Annotated in this window: 11 protein-coding genes; 4 read left to right on the top strand and 7 right to left on the bottom strand. The window is 74.5% G+C overall.

Annotation, left to right across the window (positions count from 1 at the left end; translation table 11 throughout):
• Positions 1-170: 170 nt before the first annotated feature.
• The gene (locus GA0074696_RS13175) at positions 171-962 is read right to left on the bottom strand and encodes an SDR family oxidoreductase (RefSeq protein WP_088961386.1); all 792 of its coding nucleotides are present in this window, start codon (positions 960-962) and stop codon (positions 171-173) included.
• Complete coding sequence (locus GA0074696_RS13170; protein ID WP_088961385.1) at positions 959-1,939, bottom strand: LLM class F420-dependent oxidoreductase; 981 nt, start codon at positions 1,937-1,939, stop codon at positions 959-961. The genes GA0074696_RS13175 and GA0074696_RS13170 overlap by 4 nt, the downstream gene beginning before the upstream one ends.
• A gap of 316 nt (positions 1,940-2,255) precedes the next feature.
• Here GA0074696_RS13170 and GA0074696_RS13165 point away from each other — a divergent pair, with 316 nt between their 5' ends.
• Entirely contained in the window at positions 2,256-3,179 is a 924-nt protein-coding gene (locus GA0074696_RS13165) for a DUF1028 domain-containing protein (RefSeq protein ID WP_088961384.1), read from the top strand.
• Between the two features lie 222 nt (positions 3,180-3,401).
• On the opposite strand, the gene GA0074696_RS13160 is transcribed toward GA0074696_RS13165, so the two are convergent.
• Positions 3,402-4,082, bottom strand: a complete 681-nt coding sequence (locus GA0074696_RS13160) for a maleylpyruvate isomerase N-terminal domain-containing protein (RefSeq protein ID WP_088964535.1) — start codon at positions 4,080-4,082, stop codon at positions 3,402-3,404.
• A 96-nt stretch (positions 4,083-4,178) separates the two neighbouring features.
• On the opposite strand from GA0074696_RS13160, the gene GA0074696_RS13155 reads away from it, so the two are divergent.
• Entirely contained in the window at positions 4,179-4,631 is a 453-nt protein-coding gene (locus GA0074696_RS13155) for a YbhB/YbcL family Raf kinase inhibitor-like protein (RefSeq protein ID WP_088961383.1), read from the top strand.
• On the opposite strand, the gene GA0074696_RS13150 is transcribed toward GA0074696_RS13155, so the two are convergent.
• Positions 4,632-5,519: a phosphatase PAP2 family protein gene (locus GA0074696_RS13150; protein ID WP_172894272.1), complete on the bottom strand. Its 888-nt coding sequence runs from the start codon at positions 5,517-5,519 to the stop codon at positions 4,632-4,634.
• Positions 5,520-5,602: 83 nt separating this feature from the next.
• Here GA0074696_RS13150 and GA0074696_RS13145 point away from each other — a divergent pair, with 83 nt between their 5' ends.
• Complete coding sequence (locus GA0074696_RS13145) at positions 5,603-6,274, top strand: DUF3159 domain-containing protein (RefSeq protein ID WP_088961382.1); 672 nt, start codon at positions 5,603-5,605, stop codon at positions 6,272-6,274.
• A 298-nt stretch (positions 6,275-6,572) separates the two neighbouring features.
• On the opposite strand, the gene GA0074696_RS13140 is transcribed toward GA0074696_RS13145, so the two are convergent.
• Positions 6,573-9,479, bottom strand: coding sequence for a glycoside hydrolase family 48 protein (locus tag GA0074696_RS13140; protein WP_088961381.1), 2,907 nt, complete (start codon positions 9,477-9,479; stop codon positions 6,573-6,575).
• 866 nt (positions 9,480-10,345) lie between these two features.
• On the opposite strand from GA0074696_RS13140, the gene GA0074696_RS13135 reads away from it, so the two are divergent.
• Positions 10,346-11,830 carry a GH1 family beta-glucosidase gene (locus tag GA0074696_RS13135; RefSeq protein WP_088961380.1) on the top strand — a complete coding sequence of 495 codons (1,485 nt, stop codon included), beginning with the start codon at positions 10,346-10,348 and terminating at the stop codon, positions 11,828-11,830.
• Positions 11,831-11,951: 121 nt separating this feature from the next.
• Here GA0074696_RS13135 and GA0074696_RS13130 read toward each other — a convergent pair whose 3' ends face one another.
• Positions 11,952-12,377, bottom strand: coding sequence for a roadblock/LC7 domain-containing protein (locus GA0074696_RS13130; protein ID WP_088961379.1), 426 nt, complete (start codon positions 12,375-12,377; stop codon positions 11,952-11,954).
• Positions 12,374-14,917 (bottom strand): sensor histidine kinase, encoded by a 2,544-nt coding sequence (locus GA0074696_RS13125; RefSeq protein WP_231925351.1) that lies wholly within the window; start codon positions 14,915-14,917, stop codon positions 12,374-12,376. The genes GA0074696_RS13130 and GA0074696_RS13125 overlap by 4 nt, the downstream gene beginning before the upstream one ends.
• Positions 14,918-14,977: the final 60 nt, after the last annotated feature.

The raw sequence follows: 14,977 nt of genomic DNA, 5'->3' as shown, positions 1-14,977 counted from the left end.
CACCCAGCGCCCCCACCCACAAGGGCCAAGCCAAGCCAGGCCCGGCCCGGCCCGGCCGGGCCACGATGATCAAGAGGTTTGCGTCAGGAAACCGGCCCGCTGAGACGCAAATTCTTGATCACCGGGCCGAGCGGGCGGGAGCAACGGGAGGGGGTGGGAGGCGGGAGCGGTCAGGCGCGGAGGCGGCGGACGAGTTTGCGAAGGCCGGCCTGCCAGCCGTCGGGGTCCTGGGCGCGGCGCAGGGCGTACGCGGCGACCTCGGGGTGCGGCAGGATCAGGAAGCGGTCCTCGGCCAGCCCGGCGATGGCCGCGTCGGCCACCTGATCGGGGGTGAGCACCGCGCCGGAGGCCGCGATCACGCGGGCGCCGAGGTGGCCGGCGGCCAGCCCGTCGGCGAGCATCGGCGTGTCCACCCCCTGCGGGCAGAGCGCGCTGACCCGGACGCCCTGGTCGCGGTAGGTGATCGCCAACCACTCGGCGAACCCGACCGCCGCGTGCTTGGTGGCGGTGTACGGGGCGTCGCCCACCGCGGTCAGCACCCCGGCCGCCGAGCAGGTGTTCAGCAGGTAGCCCTCGCCCCGGGCCAGCATCGCCGGCAGCACCGCGCGGGCGGCGTACACGTGGGACAGCACGTTGACCCGCCAGGACCGGTCCCACTCCGCGTCGGCCGCGTCCACGCCCCCGCCGGTGGCCACGCCCGCGTTGGCGCAGAACAGGTCGATCCGGCCGTACCGTCGCTCGGTGTCGGCGACCAGCTCGCGGACCTGGTCCTCGTCGGTGACGTCCACGGCGACGGCCCGGGCGACCGGGCCGACGCTCTCGGCCACCGCGCCGGTGGCGGTGGCATCCAGGTCGGCCAGCACCAGCGCCGCCGCGCCCTCGGCGGCGAACCGGCGCGCCAGCGCCGACCCGATGCCGCCGGCCGCGCCGGTGATCACCGCAACCCGGTCGGTCAGGTTCACGCCCGCTCCTCCCCCGCCGGCCCGAGCCGGGCGATCAGGTCGCCCAGCGCCGCGGCGCCGGCGGACGTCAGCTCCGGGGTGGGCAGCAGCGCGAGCACCGGCACGTCCACCCCCGCCTCGGCGTAGCGGCGCACCTGCGCGCGGCACCGCTCGGGCGAACCGTGCAGCACCAGCGCGTCGACCACCTCGTCGGGCACCGCCGCCCCGGCGCCCCGCCGGTCCCCGGCGGCCCAGGCCGTCCACATCGGGCCTAATGCGCTCTCCCGGCCCAGCCAGCGGTGGAACTCGGCGTACGCCGGCACGGTCAGGTAGCTGGTGATCAGCCGCCGGCCGAGGGTGCGGGCGTAGCCGGCGTCCTCGGTGGGGCAGACGAAGATCCGGGCGACCACCTCGAAGCCGGGGCCGCGCCCGCCCAGCTCGGCGAGGGCCTTCGGCACGTCGTCGGCGGCGAGCCAGTTGAGGATCACCCCGTCGGCCTCCGCGGCGGCCAGCCGGAGCATCCCGGGGCGCAGCGCGGCCAGCAGCACCGGCGGCGGCACCGCCGGTGGGCGTTCGAGGGTGAACCGGCGTACGGCGAAGGTGTCGAACGCCCCGTCCACCGTCTCCCCGCGCAGCGCCGCCTGGAGGAAGCGCAGCACGTCCCGGGTACGCCGGAACGGCTCGGTGAACGGAATCGCGTTCCAGTCGTCGACGAGCACCGGCGAGGAGGCGCCGATGCCCAGCGCGAAGCGCCCCGGAGCGGCCTCGGCGAGCGCGGCGGCGCTCATCGCCAGCAGCCCGGGCCCTCGGGTGAAGACCGGAGCGATCGCGGTGCCGAGGCGCAGCCGCGGCTGCCAGGCGGCGGCGAGCGCGAGCGGGGTGAACGCGTCGGCGCCGTTGACCTCCGACGACCAGACGTCGGTGAACCCGGCCCGGTCGAGGGCCGCGTAGACCGCGGCGTGGTCGGCGAGCGGGACGCCGCCCAGCGGCACCGTCATGCCCCATCGGTTCGTCATCCGGTCGATCGTGCCCGCTCGCCCGGCCGCGGACAAGGGTCGGGGATCGTCGGGCGGCGCCCGCCCCGGTTCCGGGCCGGGCGGCGCCCGCCCCGGTCCCGGGCCCGAGCAGAGACGGACGAAAATGTCCCGCCGTCGGCCGGTCCTGCCGGGGCCGGGACCGGAGGCTCGGCAGGCTCCGCCGTCGGCCGGGCCGGCCAGCCCCGGTCGGTGGCGTCGGTCACCCCGGCCGGGGCCGCCGACCGCCGCCCGCACTCGGGGGCTCCCGGGTGCCCCACGGCGGCGCTAACCTTCACCGGTGACCTTCTCCCTCGTCGCCCGGTCCGCCGACGGCCGCCTGCACGGCGTCGCCGTGGCCAGCAGGTTCCTCGCCGCCGGCGCTCTGGTGCCGGGGGCCGAGGCCGAGGTGGGCGCGGTGGCCAGCCAGGCCCACGCCAACCTCTCCTACCGGCCGAGCGGGCTGGCGCTGCTGCGCGCGGGCGTCCCCGCCGCCGACGTGATCGCCCAACTGGTCGCCGCCGATCCGGGCCGGGACGACCGGCAGCTCGGTGTGGTCGGCGCCACCGGCCCCGGCGCCACCTGGACCGGGCCGCGCTGCGGCGGCTGGGCCGGTGGCCTGGCCGGTGACGGCTGGGCGGCCCAGGGCAACATCCTGGCCGGCCCGCAGGTCGTCGAGGCGGTGCGCGACGGCTGGCTGGCCGGGGAGGCGCTGCCGTTCCCGCAGCGCCTGCTCGCCGCCCTGCGCGCCGGTGAGCAGGCCGGGGGCGACCGGCGCGGTCGCCAGAGCGCGGCCCTGCTGGTGGTCGAGCGCGGCGGTGGGTACGCGGGCACCGGTGACAACCTGGTCGACCTGCGGGTGGACGACCACCTCGACCCGGTCGGGGAGCTGCACCGGCTGCTCGACATCCACACCATGCTCTTCGGGAAGCCCGACCCGGCCACCCTGCTGGAGCTGGCCGGCCCGCTCGCCGACGAGGTGGCCGGTCTGCTGGCCGCCGCCGGCCACCCGGTCGGCGGTGCCGGGCTGACGGCCGCCGTCCACCCGGTGGGCGCCGGGGCGCCCGCGACGGTCGCCGGGCCCGCGCTGGAGGAGGCGCTCGCTTCCTGGGCGGGCTGGGAGAACCTCGAGGAACGGCTGGTGTCGGGGCACATCGACCCGATCGTCCTGGCGCATCTGCGCCGCACGGTCGCCGCGGTCCCCGCGCCCCGGACCGGCGACTGACCCGAGCTACGGCGGACCGGCCGCCAGCACGGCGGGCGCGAGCCTGCTGCGCGGCCGGCGAACCCAAACGGCCGGCGGACGGTTACCGGCCACCGGCGACCCAAAGGGCGGCGGACGGTTTACCGGCCATCGGCGACCCAAAGGGCCGGCGGACGGTTACCGGCCACCGGCGACCCAAAGGGCCGGCGGACGGTTTACCGGCGTCGGGCCGAGCCGGGCACGTCAGCCGGCGAAGGAGAGCCAGCGGAAATCCGCCGTCGCGATCTCGGCGCGCTCGGCCTCGGTGAGCGGCAGCCGCCCGGTGGTCTTGCGGATCACGGTGAGCGGGTCCCAGCCCAGCCGCGCCGGGACGGGCCGGCCGCCGGTGAGCAGGTCGGCGACCACCCGGGCGGCGGTCGGGGTCAGCCACGGCCGCCGGTCCAGCGCCCGGGCCAGGTCGAGGCCGTGCACGCCGACCTCCACCACCCGGGTGACCAGGAAGTCGGACAGGGTCATCGCGTCGCCGTGCCGGGTGCGGACCACCCGGTCGGCGGGCTGCGCCGCGACGGCGGAGTCGGTGCCCCGCCAGGCGGCGGTGAAGGCCTCGGCCGTCGCCGCCACGTCGGCCGGTCGGCGGGCCTCCCGGCGGGCGCTGTCGACCCGCGCGGCGTCGACCTCCGGGGTGAACTTCGCCGCGCCGAAGTAGCCCGCGGCGTCCACCTCCGCCCGGGGCGGGGCCGGCGCGGCGAGCATGTCGACCAGACGGCCGGCGCCGGTGCTGACGTGGGCGACGAGGTCGCGGACGGCCCAGGGTGGGCAGGGGGTCGGGCGGTCCAGGTCCGCCTCGGTCAGGGTGCGCAGCACCCCGTCGAGCCGAACGCACTCGTCCCGGAACGCCGTCCGTACCGTCTCCACCGGGCCGATCCTCCCCCGCCGTCCTCGCGCTCGTACCCTGCCACGTCGGTTTCGGCCGGCCGGTCGCGGGTACGCGCCGGGCCGACGAGAGGGGGCGGGCGACAGATGGCCGGCATCATGCTGCGCAGCACCGCGTTCAACGACCACGACCAGTTGCCGGGGCGGTTCTCGCGAGACGGCGGGAACGCCTCACCGCCGTTGGAGTGGTCCGACGTACCGGAGTCCGCGACCGAGCTGCTGCTGCTGGTCGAGGACCCGGACGCCGGGCGGAGCCCGTTCCTGCACTGGCTGGTCACCGGGATCTCCCCGACCTCCGGCGGGGTCGGCGAGGGCATGGTCCCCGAGGGCGGCCGGGAGTGGCCCAACGGCTTCGGCACCACCGGGTGGGGTGGACCGCACCCGCCGCAGGGCGAAGAGGCGCACCGCTACTTCTTCCGGCTGTACGCCCTGGAACGCCCGGTCGACCTGGCCGACGCCCCGCAGGCCGCCGACGTGCACGCGGCACTGGCCGGCCGGGAGCTGGCCAGCGGCACCATGGTCGGGACGTACCGGCGCTGATCAGCCCTTGTAGCGGGGCACCAGGCGGTGCATCGGGAGCAGCACCAGCGCGGCCACCACGGCCATCGTGCCGGCGATGCCGGCGGCGCTGCCCGCGTACCCGATGAAGAGCGGACGGCGGCTCAGCTCGTCGACCGGCACCTGCTGCTGGTCGAGCAGCCAGGACAGGGCCAGCCCGCTGGCGACGACGGCCGCCAGGCCGCCCAGCCCCAGCAGGGCCGCGCCGACCCGGTGCGCCTCCTCGCCCCAGACCTGCGCCTGCTCCCGCTGGAAGGCCAGCAGGAGCAGCCCGGCCAGCGCGGCCCAGACGCCGACCACGAGGAACGCGGCCACGGCGTCGCTGGGCCGGTGCCAGCCGGCGGAGAGGGTGGCCACGCCGGCGCTGGCGGCGTACGCGACGCCGAGGAACGCCCCGAGCGGGCGCACCTTGGGCGGCAGCACCAGGACCAGCGCCAGCGCCACCGAGGCGGCGATGGTGGTGTGCCCGCTGGGCAGGCTGTTGCCGGCGGCGTCGCGTTCCGGGTCGATGCCCAGCGCCGGCCGGTCGAGGATGTGTTTGAGCAGTTGCGTGCTGACGTTCGCGCCGGCGATCAGCAGGGTGGCCGCGACGGCGAGCCCCTTGCGGCCACGGATCAGCGCGATGAAGCCGATCACCGCCGTGGCGGCGAGCAGCGACACCACCGACATCGCGTTGAGGATGCGGCTGACCGGCCCGTCGATGCGATCCTGGCCGATCTGGTTGCCGGTCAACGCGACCGTGTCCAGCCACTGGCCGGTCCCGGTGTGCACGGCGAAGCGCCACAGCACCACGAGAGCGGCCGCCTGGAGCAGAGCCAGTACGACCAACCAGACCGCGGTCCAACCCCTTGCCGTCGCGCGCACCCGCACACCGTAGCGGCATGTCCGGCAGGTCGCTCGGCGGGCCACCGGAGCGTCCCGGCTAGGTTGGGGCCGGACCACGGGAGGTGACGGTGGGCGGTACGGCGGAACGGGAGCCGGCGGTCGCGGAGCAGCCGGAGTCGCTGGCGGACCTGCTGGGCGGGCGGCGCGGTGCGGTGGACGCGACCCTGCCACCGGTGGCGTTCACCCTCGGCTGGCTGCTGACCGGACGGTCCATCGCCGGCGGGGTGGCGGCGGCCGTGCTGGCCGGCACGACGGTGGCCGGGTGGCGGCTGCGCCGGGGCGACCGGCCGAGGTCGGTGCTGGTCGGGCTGCTCGCCGTCTGCGTCGCCGCGTTGATCGCGCTCTACACCGGACGGGCGGCCGACTTCTTCCTGGTGCAGCTCTTCTCCAACGCGGCCAGCGCGCTGGTCTGGGTGGTCAGCATCGTGGTGCGCTGGCCGCTGCTGGGAGTGGTGGTCGGGGTGGCGCTGCGGCAGCGGGGCCGGTGGCGGCGGGACCGGGCGCTGCTGCGGGCGTACTCGCGGGGCAGCTGGGTCTGGGCGGCGACGTACGCGTTGCGGGTGGCGGTGTTCCTGCCGCTGTACCTCGGCGGTCAGGTGGTCGCGCTGACGGTGGCCCGGGCGGCGCTGACCTGGCCGCTGGTGGCGGCGGCGCTGACGGTGAGCTGGATGCTGATCCGGCGGTCGCTGCCGGCCGGCCACCCGGGGCTGCGGCACCCGGTCACCCCGGACGGCAGCTGAACCCGGGGAAAATTAAGGGAGAGGCCGCCACGGGGGGAGCGGCCTCTCCGAGAAACACGGTACTCCGTCGCGCGGCGTCGTGTGATCCCACGACGCCCTCTTTTTTCGCGGCTTTTCCCCGACGCACACGGCTGCGGGCGGTGGGGTGGGCCGACCGTCCGCTGCGTCGACCGGACGGTCGACCCACCCCCGGCCCGACCGTGGGAGTCAGGCCGCCCGCCGACCGGGCGGTCCGCTCCCCCGGGCCCGGTCGGCCCCCGGGTGGGTGGCGCCGCGCCACCCACCCGGGAAGGTCACCTCACCCGTTCGGGAACAGGTTGCCGTAGTCGGCGTACGCCATGGCCACGTCGGCCTGGGCCCAGAACCGGTGGTAGTTGAAGGTCGGCTCGGCGCCACCGTTGAGGTAGGCCTGCACCTTCGGCCAGTCGGGGTCGTTCTTGTAGAACGACCGGATGTCCAGGAAGCTCTTACCCGCGGCGATGGCGTCGCCGTTGGGCATCTTCCCGGTCCAGCCGGGCGGAACGTAGAGGCCCTGTCCGTCGGCGGCGGTGTAGACGTCGTCGAAGCGCCGGTAGTCGCCGCGCTTCTCGGTGGTGGAGACGCCCTTGGCGTCGCTGGCCGCGGAGAGGGCGTCCAGCAGCCCCTTGGCGGTGTTCTTCGCCGACACGTTGCCCGACTTCGCCGCGTACGCGATCAGGGTGCGGGCGTAGGCGGCGGCGACGCCGACGTCCTGGCCCTTCACCGTCACCTCGACGTGCAGGTTGGTGTTCGCCTGCGGGTTGGCCGGGTCCCAGTTGTCGGGCTGGCCGGTCCACTTCATGTCCGACGGGATCGACCAGTTGGTGCCCACCGTGGTGTTGGCGATCGCCCACGGCACCCACTTGTCCAGCAGCGCCTTGGCCCTGGCGTTGCCGGTCTGCAGGTACAGCTCGGCGATCCGCTGCATCGACCAGGCCTGCATGCCGAACCACTGGTTGGACGGCGGGTCGTTGTAGACCGGGTCGACGTCGTAGTACATGCCGTAGAAGGTGGCGGTGCCGGCCGGCGGCTGGGCGTAGCTGCCGTCCCAACTGTTGGTCGCGCCACCGGCGATGCCGCCCTCGGCGGACTGGAGCCAGGTGTAGAACTCCAACTGCCGGTCGAAGCTCTTCTGCCAGTCGGCGACCGCGGTCGGCGACTTGGGCTTCAGCTCCGGCACGTTGGTCAGCGCCCAGGCCGCGAGCGGGTTCTGGTAGCCGAAGTGGTTGTGGCTGGAGCCGATCCGCCAGGACCAGTTCTGGCTGGGGTCGTACGCGCCGCCCCAGGCGTAGTACCAGGACATCAGGTAGTGCGCCGAGTCCCGGCCACTGCCGGCCGGGCAGGTGCTGGCCCCGACGCAGTTGCCGATCTTCTTGAAGTACTTGTCGAACATGGCGTAGCGCAGGTAGTCACCCATCTTGGCGGCCTTCGCCACGGTGGCCGCCACGTCGGCCTCCCTGCCCTGGGCCTTGGCCCAGGTCAGCGCCCAGTACGCGGCCTGCACGGCGCGGGCGTCGGCGTCCGGGGCGTTGGTGTACTTCCACTGCTTCGCGGGGGCGCTGCCCTCCTTGACGAACAGGTCGAGGTAGCCGTACTGGCCGCCGTGGGCGAAGGTGTCGCAGGAGGGCTGCGGCACTGTCTCCCACACCGATTCCTGCGTGCCCCGCTGGAAGGTGTTGATGTACGCCGGCCGGGTGGTGCCGTCACCGCAGCGGCCGAAGCCGTAGGTGTTGTCGACGTCCAGCAGCCAGTGCATGCCGTAGATGTCACCGGTGCCGTAGGTGCTCTGCAGTTCCGAGCGGAGCGGGTCTTGGCCGACCGGAACGGAGGGCTGCAACTGCGACGGGTACTGGCTGGGCAGGTTGTACTCGGCGGCGTACTGGGCGGTGCCCGCCGCGCCGGCGGTGGGCTGGTCCGAATGATTCGGAATTATGTATTTTTCCATCACCGTCCAGGCGTTGTTGAACGGGGCCCAGTTCTGGGTGACCCGGCCGTACTGCGCCTCCAGCCAGAGCCAGAAGCTGAACGCCTCCGAGGTGGTCTCGTGGCCGTGGTCGGGCGCCTCGACGATCAGCGTCTCCACCGAGTGGTACGGCACGCCCTCCGGGCTGAAGTACCCGGAGTTCTTGATCTTGCCGTACTGGTCGAGGAACCGCTTGAGGTAGGCGTTGTCCCCGCCCGGGGTGTCGTTGTCGATCTCCGTGACGGCGATCGCCAGTGGCGCGAAGCCGCTGGCCGAAGCCGTGACGGTGGCGGTGCCGCCCAGGGTGTCCGCATCCTCGGCCGCGGCGACGGTGGCCGTCACCCCGGTGTTCCAGTTGGTCGGCGTCAGCGTGACCGTCGCCGGGGTGACGGTGACGTCGGTGTCGCCGGTGCGGGTGAGGGTCACCGGCACGTTGGCGCTGGGCGCCGCGCTCAGCTTCAGGTTGACCGTGCCGGTGCCGCCCTCGGTCACGCTGACCGCCGACGGGGTGGCCACCAGCACCGGACCGGAGGCGGGGTTGACGGTGAACGTCCTCTCCGCAACCGCGACGCCGTTGGCGTTGTCGTACGCCTTGGCCTGCACGGTGTAGCTGCCGGCCGGCAGGTCCTCCAGGGTGTAGCCGTACGGGGCGGTGGTGTCGGTGTTGACCAGCAGGCCGTTGCGGTAGAACTGGACCTTGGCGATCGTCCCGTCCGGGTCGCTGGCGGTGGCGGTGAGCGGCACGTCGGCCGGCGCCTCGAACGGCCCGGTCGGCAGCCCCAGCGACACCGTCGGCGGCTGGTTGGCCGGGGTGCCGTTGCAGGCGACCCCGTTGAGGGTGAAGGCGGTGGGCTTCGGGTTGCTGCCCGAGTACGCGCCGTTGAACCCGATGGTGGTCGACGCGCCGGTGCCGAGGCTGCCGTTCCACGACTCGTTGGTCGCGGTGACCTCGCTGCCGGTCTGGCTCCACTTCGCCGACCAGCCCTGGGTGACGCGCTGGGAGCTGTTCGGGAAGGAGAACTTGAGCGTCCAGCCGGTGAGCGCGTCGCCGAGGTTCTTGACGGTGACGTTGGCGGTGAAACCGGTGTTCCAGTCGTTGGTCGCGTAGACCACGTCGCAGGCGGGGGCGGCCTGCGCGGCGCCGGCCGGCAGGGTCACCCCGCCGATGGCCAGCGCGGTGGCGGCGACCATCGCCGTCCGGCGACGTCTTGCCCAGAGTCTCATGTGCGCGGTGTCTCCTCGGAGGAGGGCCGGAGCCTGACGGGGCCGCCGGCGAGGCGCCTCCACGCGAGCAGGAAACGCGGGGGGACGGAGGCGCCCGGGAAGGTGGTCGGTGGGGAACTGCGCCGGTCTGCCGCCCCTGGGGCGGCACCGGCGGCCGTTCCTCGGGCGCCGTCCGGAGATCCGGATGCCCTCGGCGACCCACGCTCACGCGAGCTGGCTCCGCTGCGTCGATTCGACAGTCTGCCATGGAAGCGCTCCCACGACAACACCGCAGGTAGGGCCCGATCGATGTTTCGATCTCGTTTTGGGGCTTTCACAAACCCGTGACGGGCGTTACAGTCGCTGCATCGCCGATGGGAGCGCTTCCATCGACGAACTGCAATTGTTTCGTCGACCGTGGTCGCCCGGCCGCGGTGCAAGCCAAGAGGCTGACGGCGGGCCAGCCCGGACACCGTCGTCAGCCGACACCCGCCAGTGACGGAGGGAGGTGGAACCAGAGCCACTCGCGTGGCCCGGCTCCCGCGCGACACGCACGGCGGACGCCAATTCGACTCGTGCGTGTGTGCATCAAGGTGGGGACGGGGGTTGCCCTCCCCGTCCCCACACTAAACCCCCGTAGTCGACGGGAAAAGAGGCCGACGGGACAGGCGCGTACGCCGCCCGGCCGGCCTCGCTCGCTATCTGCGCCCCGCCCGGCGCGTCGGACGACCGACGGCGCCCGTCACATCTCCACTTCCCCCATCCCGGCCGCCTCCGCGCGGCCCTCTAGGCTGGCGGTCCGCCCCCGAGGCGGCCGGAACGCCGCACGCCGGTGCTGGGAGCGCTCCCGGCCGTCGGGGTGGCCCGCACCCTGAGGAGAAAGACCGATGTCGATACTCACCCGACGGCGACTGCTCCACCGCGCCGCGCTCTCCGCCACCGCCGGCGCCGGGCTCTCCCCGGTCGGGGCCGCCGTGGCCGGCGCGGCCGCCGCCGTGACGGCCGGCTGCGACACCCCGCCGGACGGGGACCCGACCGCCACCCCCGGCGCGGGCACCCTGCGCTTCCCGCGCGACTTCGGCTGGGGCGCGGCCACCTCGGCCTACCAGATCGAGGGCGCCGCCAAGGAGGACGGGCGCGGCGAGTCGATCTGGGACACCTTCAGCCGTACCCCGGGGCGGACCCGCAACGGCGACACCGGCGACGTGGCAGCGGACCACTATCACCGCTGGTCCGAGGACCTGGACCTGATGCGCGACCTCGGCCTGCGCAGCTACCGCTTCTCCGTCTCCTGGCCCCGCATCCAGGCCGACGGCACCGGCCGACCCAACCAGCGCGGCCTCGACTTCTACCGCCGGCTCGTCGACGGCCTGCACGAGCGCGGCATCGCGCCCATGGTCACCCTCTTCCACTGGGACCTGCCCCAGTCGTTGCAGGACGCCGGCGGCTGGGAGAACCGGGACACCGCGTACCGCTTCGCCGACTACGCCGACGCCGTGTTCCGGGGCCTGGGCGACCAGGTGCCGGTGTGGCTGACCGTCAACGAGCCGAAGACCGTGGTGCAGAACGGCTACCTCTGGGGCCACCACGCCCCGGGCCGGCAGGATCCGGACGCCGCGTACCTGGTCGCCCACCACCTGCAGCTCGCGCACGGCCTGGCGGTACGCGCCCTGCGCGCCAACGGCTCCACCGCGCGGATCGGGCCGGCGTTCAACCTGCACCCCTGCTACCCGGCCGACGACACCCCGGCCGCGGCGGCCGCGACCCGGCTCTACGACGGGTACGAGAACCGGCTGTACCTGGACTCCGTCCTCACCGGTTCGTACCCGGCCGACGTGCTGGCCGACCTCGGCGAGGAGAGCCGGCTGGTCCGGGGCATCGCCGACGGCGACCTGGAGATCATCTCCAGCCCGGTCGACCTGCTGGCCGTGCAGTACTACACGCCGATCTACGTCACCGCCGACGGCGGCACCGTGCAGCGCTGGGCCACCTCCGAGGCGGAGTGGCAGCAGATCTACCCCGAGGGGATGTACGACATCCTGACCCGGGTCACCCGCGACTACGGCCCCGTCCCGATCACCGTCACCGAGAACGGGCTGCCCTGCCCGGACGTCCTGGGCGCCGACGGCACCGTCGACGACGCCGGCCGGATCGCCTTCCTGCGGGACCACTTCGCCGCCGCGCACCGCGCGATCGCCGCCGGCGTGCCGCTGGAGAGCTACCACGTCTGGTCGCTGCTGGACAACTTCGAGTGGGCCGAGGGCTACGACCAGCGCTGGGGACTGGTCTACGTGGACTACGCCACCCAGCGCCGCATCCCCAAGCGCAGCGCCCACTGGTACCAGCGGCTCATCAGCGACAACGGCCTCTGAGCCACCCGCCGGCCGGGACCGGCGCACCGGACCGCGTGGGGGCGGTCCGGTGGTCCGACCCGCCGGGGCGGGCGGGTCCGGCCGGGCGGGACCGCTCCCGCCACGGCGGGAGCGGACGTCGTCAGCGGGGCAGCGCCTGCTGCAACTCGGCGCGCAGCGCCGGGGTGAGCATCTCACCGGCCTGCTTGGCCAGCCGGGCCATCTCGTAGCCCACCACGCCGATGTCGGCGTCCGACGCGGCCAGCGTGGCGAGGATCGAGCCGTCGCGGATCTGCATCACCAGGAAGTAGCCGCGCCCCATCTCGACGACCGTCTGCTTGACGATGTCGCCGTCGAACATCTGGGCCGCTCCCGCGGTGATGCTCATCAGGCCGGAGGTCACTGCGGCGAGCTTGTCGGCGTGGTCGCGGGGCAGGTGCGCCGAGATCGCGACCAGCAGCCCGTCGGAGGAGACCACCACGGCGTGGGCCACCCCCGGCACCCGCTCCGCGAACGCGTTGACCAGCCAGCTGAGGTCCCGCGCCTCCTGGCTCAAGGTCGTCGTCACTGTCGTCCCCCTTCGCTGTGCCCACCCGACGGCGGCAAAATTATCTCCCGGGTCTCCTCGGCCTCGGCCCGGCGGACCCCGCTGTACAGCCGCGACAGCATCCCACCGACCGCCTCCGGGTCCGGGTCGTCCCGTGCGGGCGCAACCTCCGGACGGGCCGGCTCGGTGACCGCGGAGAGCTGAGCCATCGGCACCCGAACCGGGAGGCCCCGCTCGTTGGTGCCCCCGATGACAGGCGTCGCGGGCGGCGCGGGCGTCACATCACCCGCCGGCACCGCCGCGGACGATGCCGGCCCCTGGCGGGACCACCAGCCGCCACCGGCCGCCGGGCCGTCCGTGGCCGGCGACAGGACGTCCTCGGCGCGGACCGGCACCGGCCGCCCCTGGGCGGGCACCACCGGAGCCGGGTCGGGACGACGGCCGGCCACCGGCAGCTCCGTCGGCGCCGGCGCACCGGCCGGGCGTCGCGGCCCGCCGGGTCGGGTCGCGCCGGCGACCGCCGTGGTCAGCATCCGGGGTGAGACCGGCGCGTCCAGCTCCGCCGGGGGCGCGGCGGCCAGCAGCGCGGCGGGCAGGTCGATCCGGGCGACCAGGCCCTGGGCGCCACCGCTGAGGCGTACCCGGATGCCGTGCCGGGCGGCGAGGTGGCTGACCACGAACAGGCCCATCCGCTCCGAGGCGGCCACGTCGGCGGCCGGCGGGGAGGCCAGCAGGATGTTGGCCTGTTCCAGCGCCGCCGGGCTCATCCCCAACCCCTGGTCGACGATCTCCACCACCGCGCCGCCGCCCTCGACCCGGGCGCCCGCCCGCACCACAGTGTCGGGCCGGGAGAAGGCGGTGGCGTTCTCCAGCAGCTCGGCCAGCAGGTGCACCAGCTCGCCGACGGCGTGCCCGACCAGGTACAGGTCGGCCACCGACTCGCGGCGGACCCGCTGGTACTGCTCGATCTCGGCGCTGGCGGCCAGCAGCACCGCGCCGAGACCGACCGGGCGGTTCCACCGCCGGGTGGACTCCGTGCCGGCCAGCACCAGCAGGCTCTCGTCGTTACGGCGCATCCGGGCGGCCAGGTGGTCCAGCTTGAACAGGTTCTCCAGCTGGTCCGGGTCGGCCTCCTCCCGTTCCAGGTCGTCGAGCAGCTCCAGCTGCCGCTCCACCAGCACCTGGCTGCGTCGGGCCAGGTTGACGAACATCGCGTTGACGGTGCGCCGCGTCTCCGCCTGCTCCATCGCGACGCTGACCGCGCTGCGGTGCACTGCGACGAACGCCTCGGCCAGCTCGCCGATCTCGTCGGAGGAACGGACGACCGGGGGCGGCACGTCGATGGCGGGCACGCCGCCCTGCACCGAGCGGAGCCGGTCCAGCGCGTACGGCAGCTCGACCTGGGCGATCCGCAGCGCCTGCCCGCGCAGGCGCTGCAGGGAGTTGGCGATGGACCGGCCGATGAGCAGGGCGAGCAGCACGGCCAGCCCGAGCACCACCACGATGCCGCCGACCACCAGCAGGGTGGTGCGCAGCCGGTCGCCGCTGACCGTGTCGGCCCGGGTCACCGCGTCGTCCAGCACCCGCGCCTCCAGCTGGCGCAGCAGCTCCTGCCGCTGCTCGCTGGCGGCCCACCACTGCGGCGCGGGCAGTACCTCCGCGCCGGCACCGCCGGTGGGCAGGCTCTTCTCCTCCAGCTTCATCGCCGCGACGAACGCCGGATCGACCGAGGTCCGGTCGTAGAGCCGGACCTGATCGTTGGTGGCGGCGACCCGGAACGCGCCGAGCGCGGCCAGCTGCTGCGCCCGCAGGTCGGTGAGGGTCACCTGGTCGTCCAGGTCGTAGCGGCCGGCCCGGGCGGCGGCGTAGAGCTGCCCGCGGATCCGCGACGACAGCTCCTTGACCCGGGCGAGCTGCACGTACCGCAGCACGGCGTCGGTGAGCACGGGCTGCTGCTCCCCCGGCGAGGGCTCCGCCAGCAGGTTGAGCAGCGCCTCGATGGCCCGGTGGTAGTTGCTCAGGATGGTGTCGCTGTTGAGCACCGCCGGCGGCACCGCGGCCCGGATGTAGACCACCTGGTCGTACGCCTCCAGCGCCTCGCCGTACGCCACCCGCCAAGACGCGTCGGCGTCGGCCAGCGGCTGCGCGGCCCCGCGCAGCTCGCTGACGGCCTGGTCGGTGGCCGCCTGCAACGGCCGCAGCGCGCTGATCGCCGCCTCCCGGTCGGCCTCGCTCCCGGCCCGGCGCAGCTCGGCCAGCTCCCCGGCGGAGCGGTCCCGCTCCTGCTGGAGCCGGTCCACCACGGTGGTGATCTGCCGGCCGATGCCGACCTGCCGGGCGAAGTCGCTCAGCGCGGTGGTCTGCCCGACCAGCGCCGCGGTCTGCACGCCGGCCAGCACCAGGAAGGCCACCGACGGGATGACCAGCACGGTGGCGAGCTTGGTGCGCATCCGCCAGTCGCGCAGCCGGAACGGCGAGCGCCGCCGGTGCGGTACGACCCGGACGCCCCCCCGGCTCCGACCACCCTGCTCGCCCTGCCTCGGGTCGGGACCTGCGCCCACACCTGCCTCCTCGGTCCCCCGCCTCCCCCGCGTCAGGGAGCGGGGTCCATCCAACCAGGC

This window comes from Micromonospora purpureochromogenes, assembly GCF_900091515.1.
Classification (GTDB): Bacteria; Actinomycetota; Actinomycetes; order Mycobacteriales; family Micromonosporaceae; genus Micromonospora; species Micromonospora purpureochromogenes.
This window is presented reverse-complemented; position numbering and strand designations above follow the sequence as displayed.

Coding starts and splice junctions, on each gene's coding strand:
- GA0074696_RS13140 (WP_088961381.1), bottom strand. CDS start 9,479: ATGAGACTCTGGGCAAGACGTCGCCGGACGGCGATGGTCGCCGCCACC.
- GA0074696_RS13155 (WP_088961383.1), top strand. CDS start 4,179: ATGGCCGGCATCATGCTGCGCAGCACCGCGTTCAACGACCACGACCAG.
- GA0074696_RS13170 (WP_088961385.1), bottom strand. CDS start 1,939: ATGACGGTGCCGCTGGGCGGCGTCCCGCTCGCCGACCACGCCGCGGTC.
- GA0074696_RS13135 (WP_088961380.1), top strand. CDS start 10,346: ATGTCGATACTCACCCGACGGCGACTGCTCCACCGCGCCGCGCTCTCC.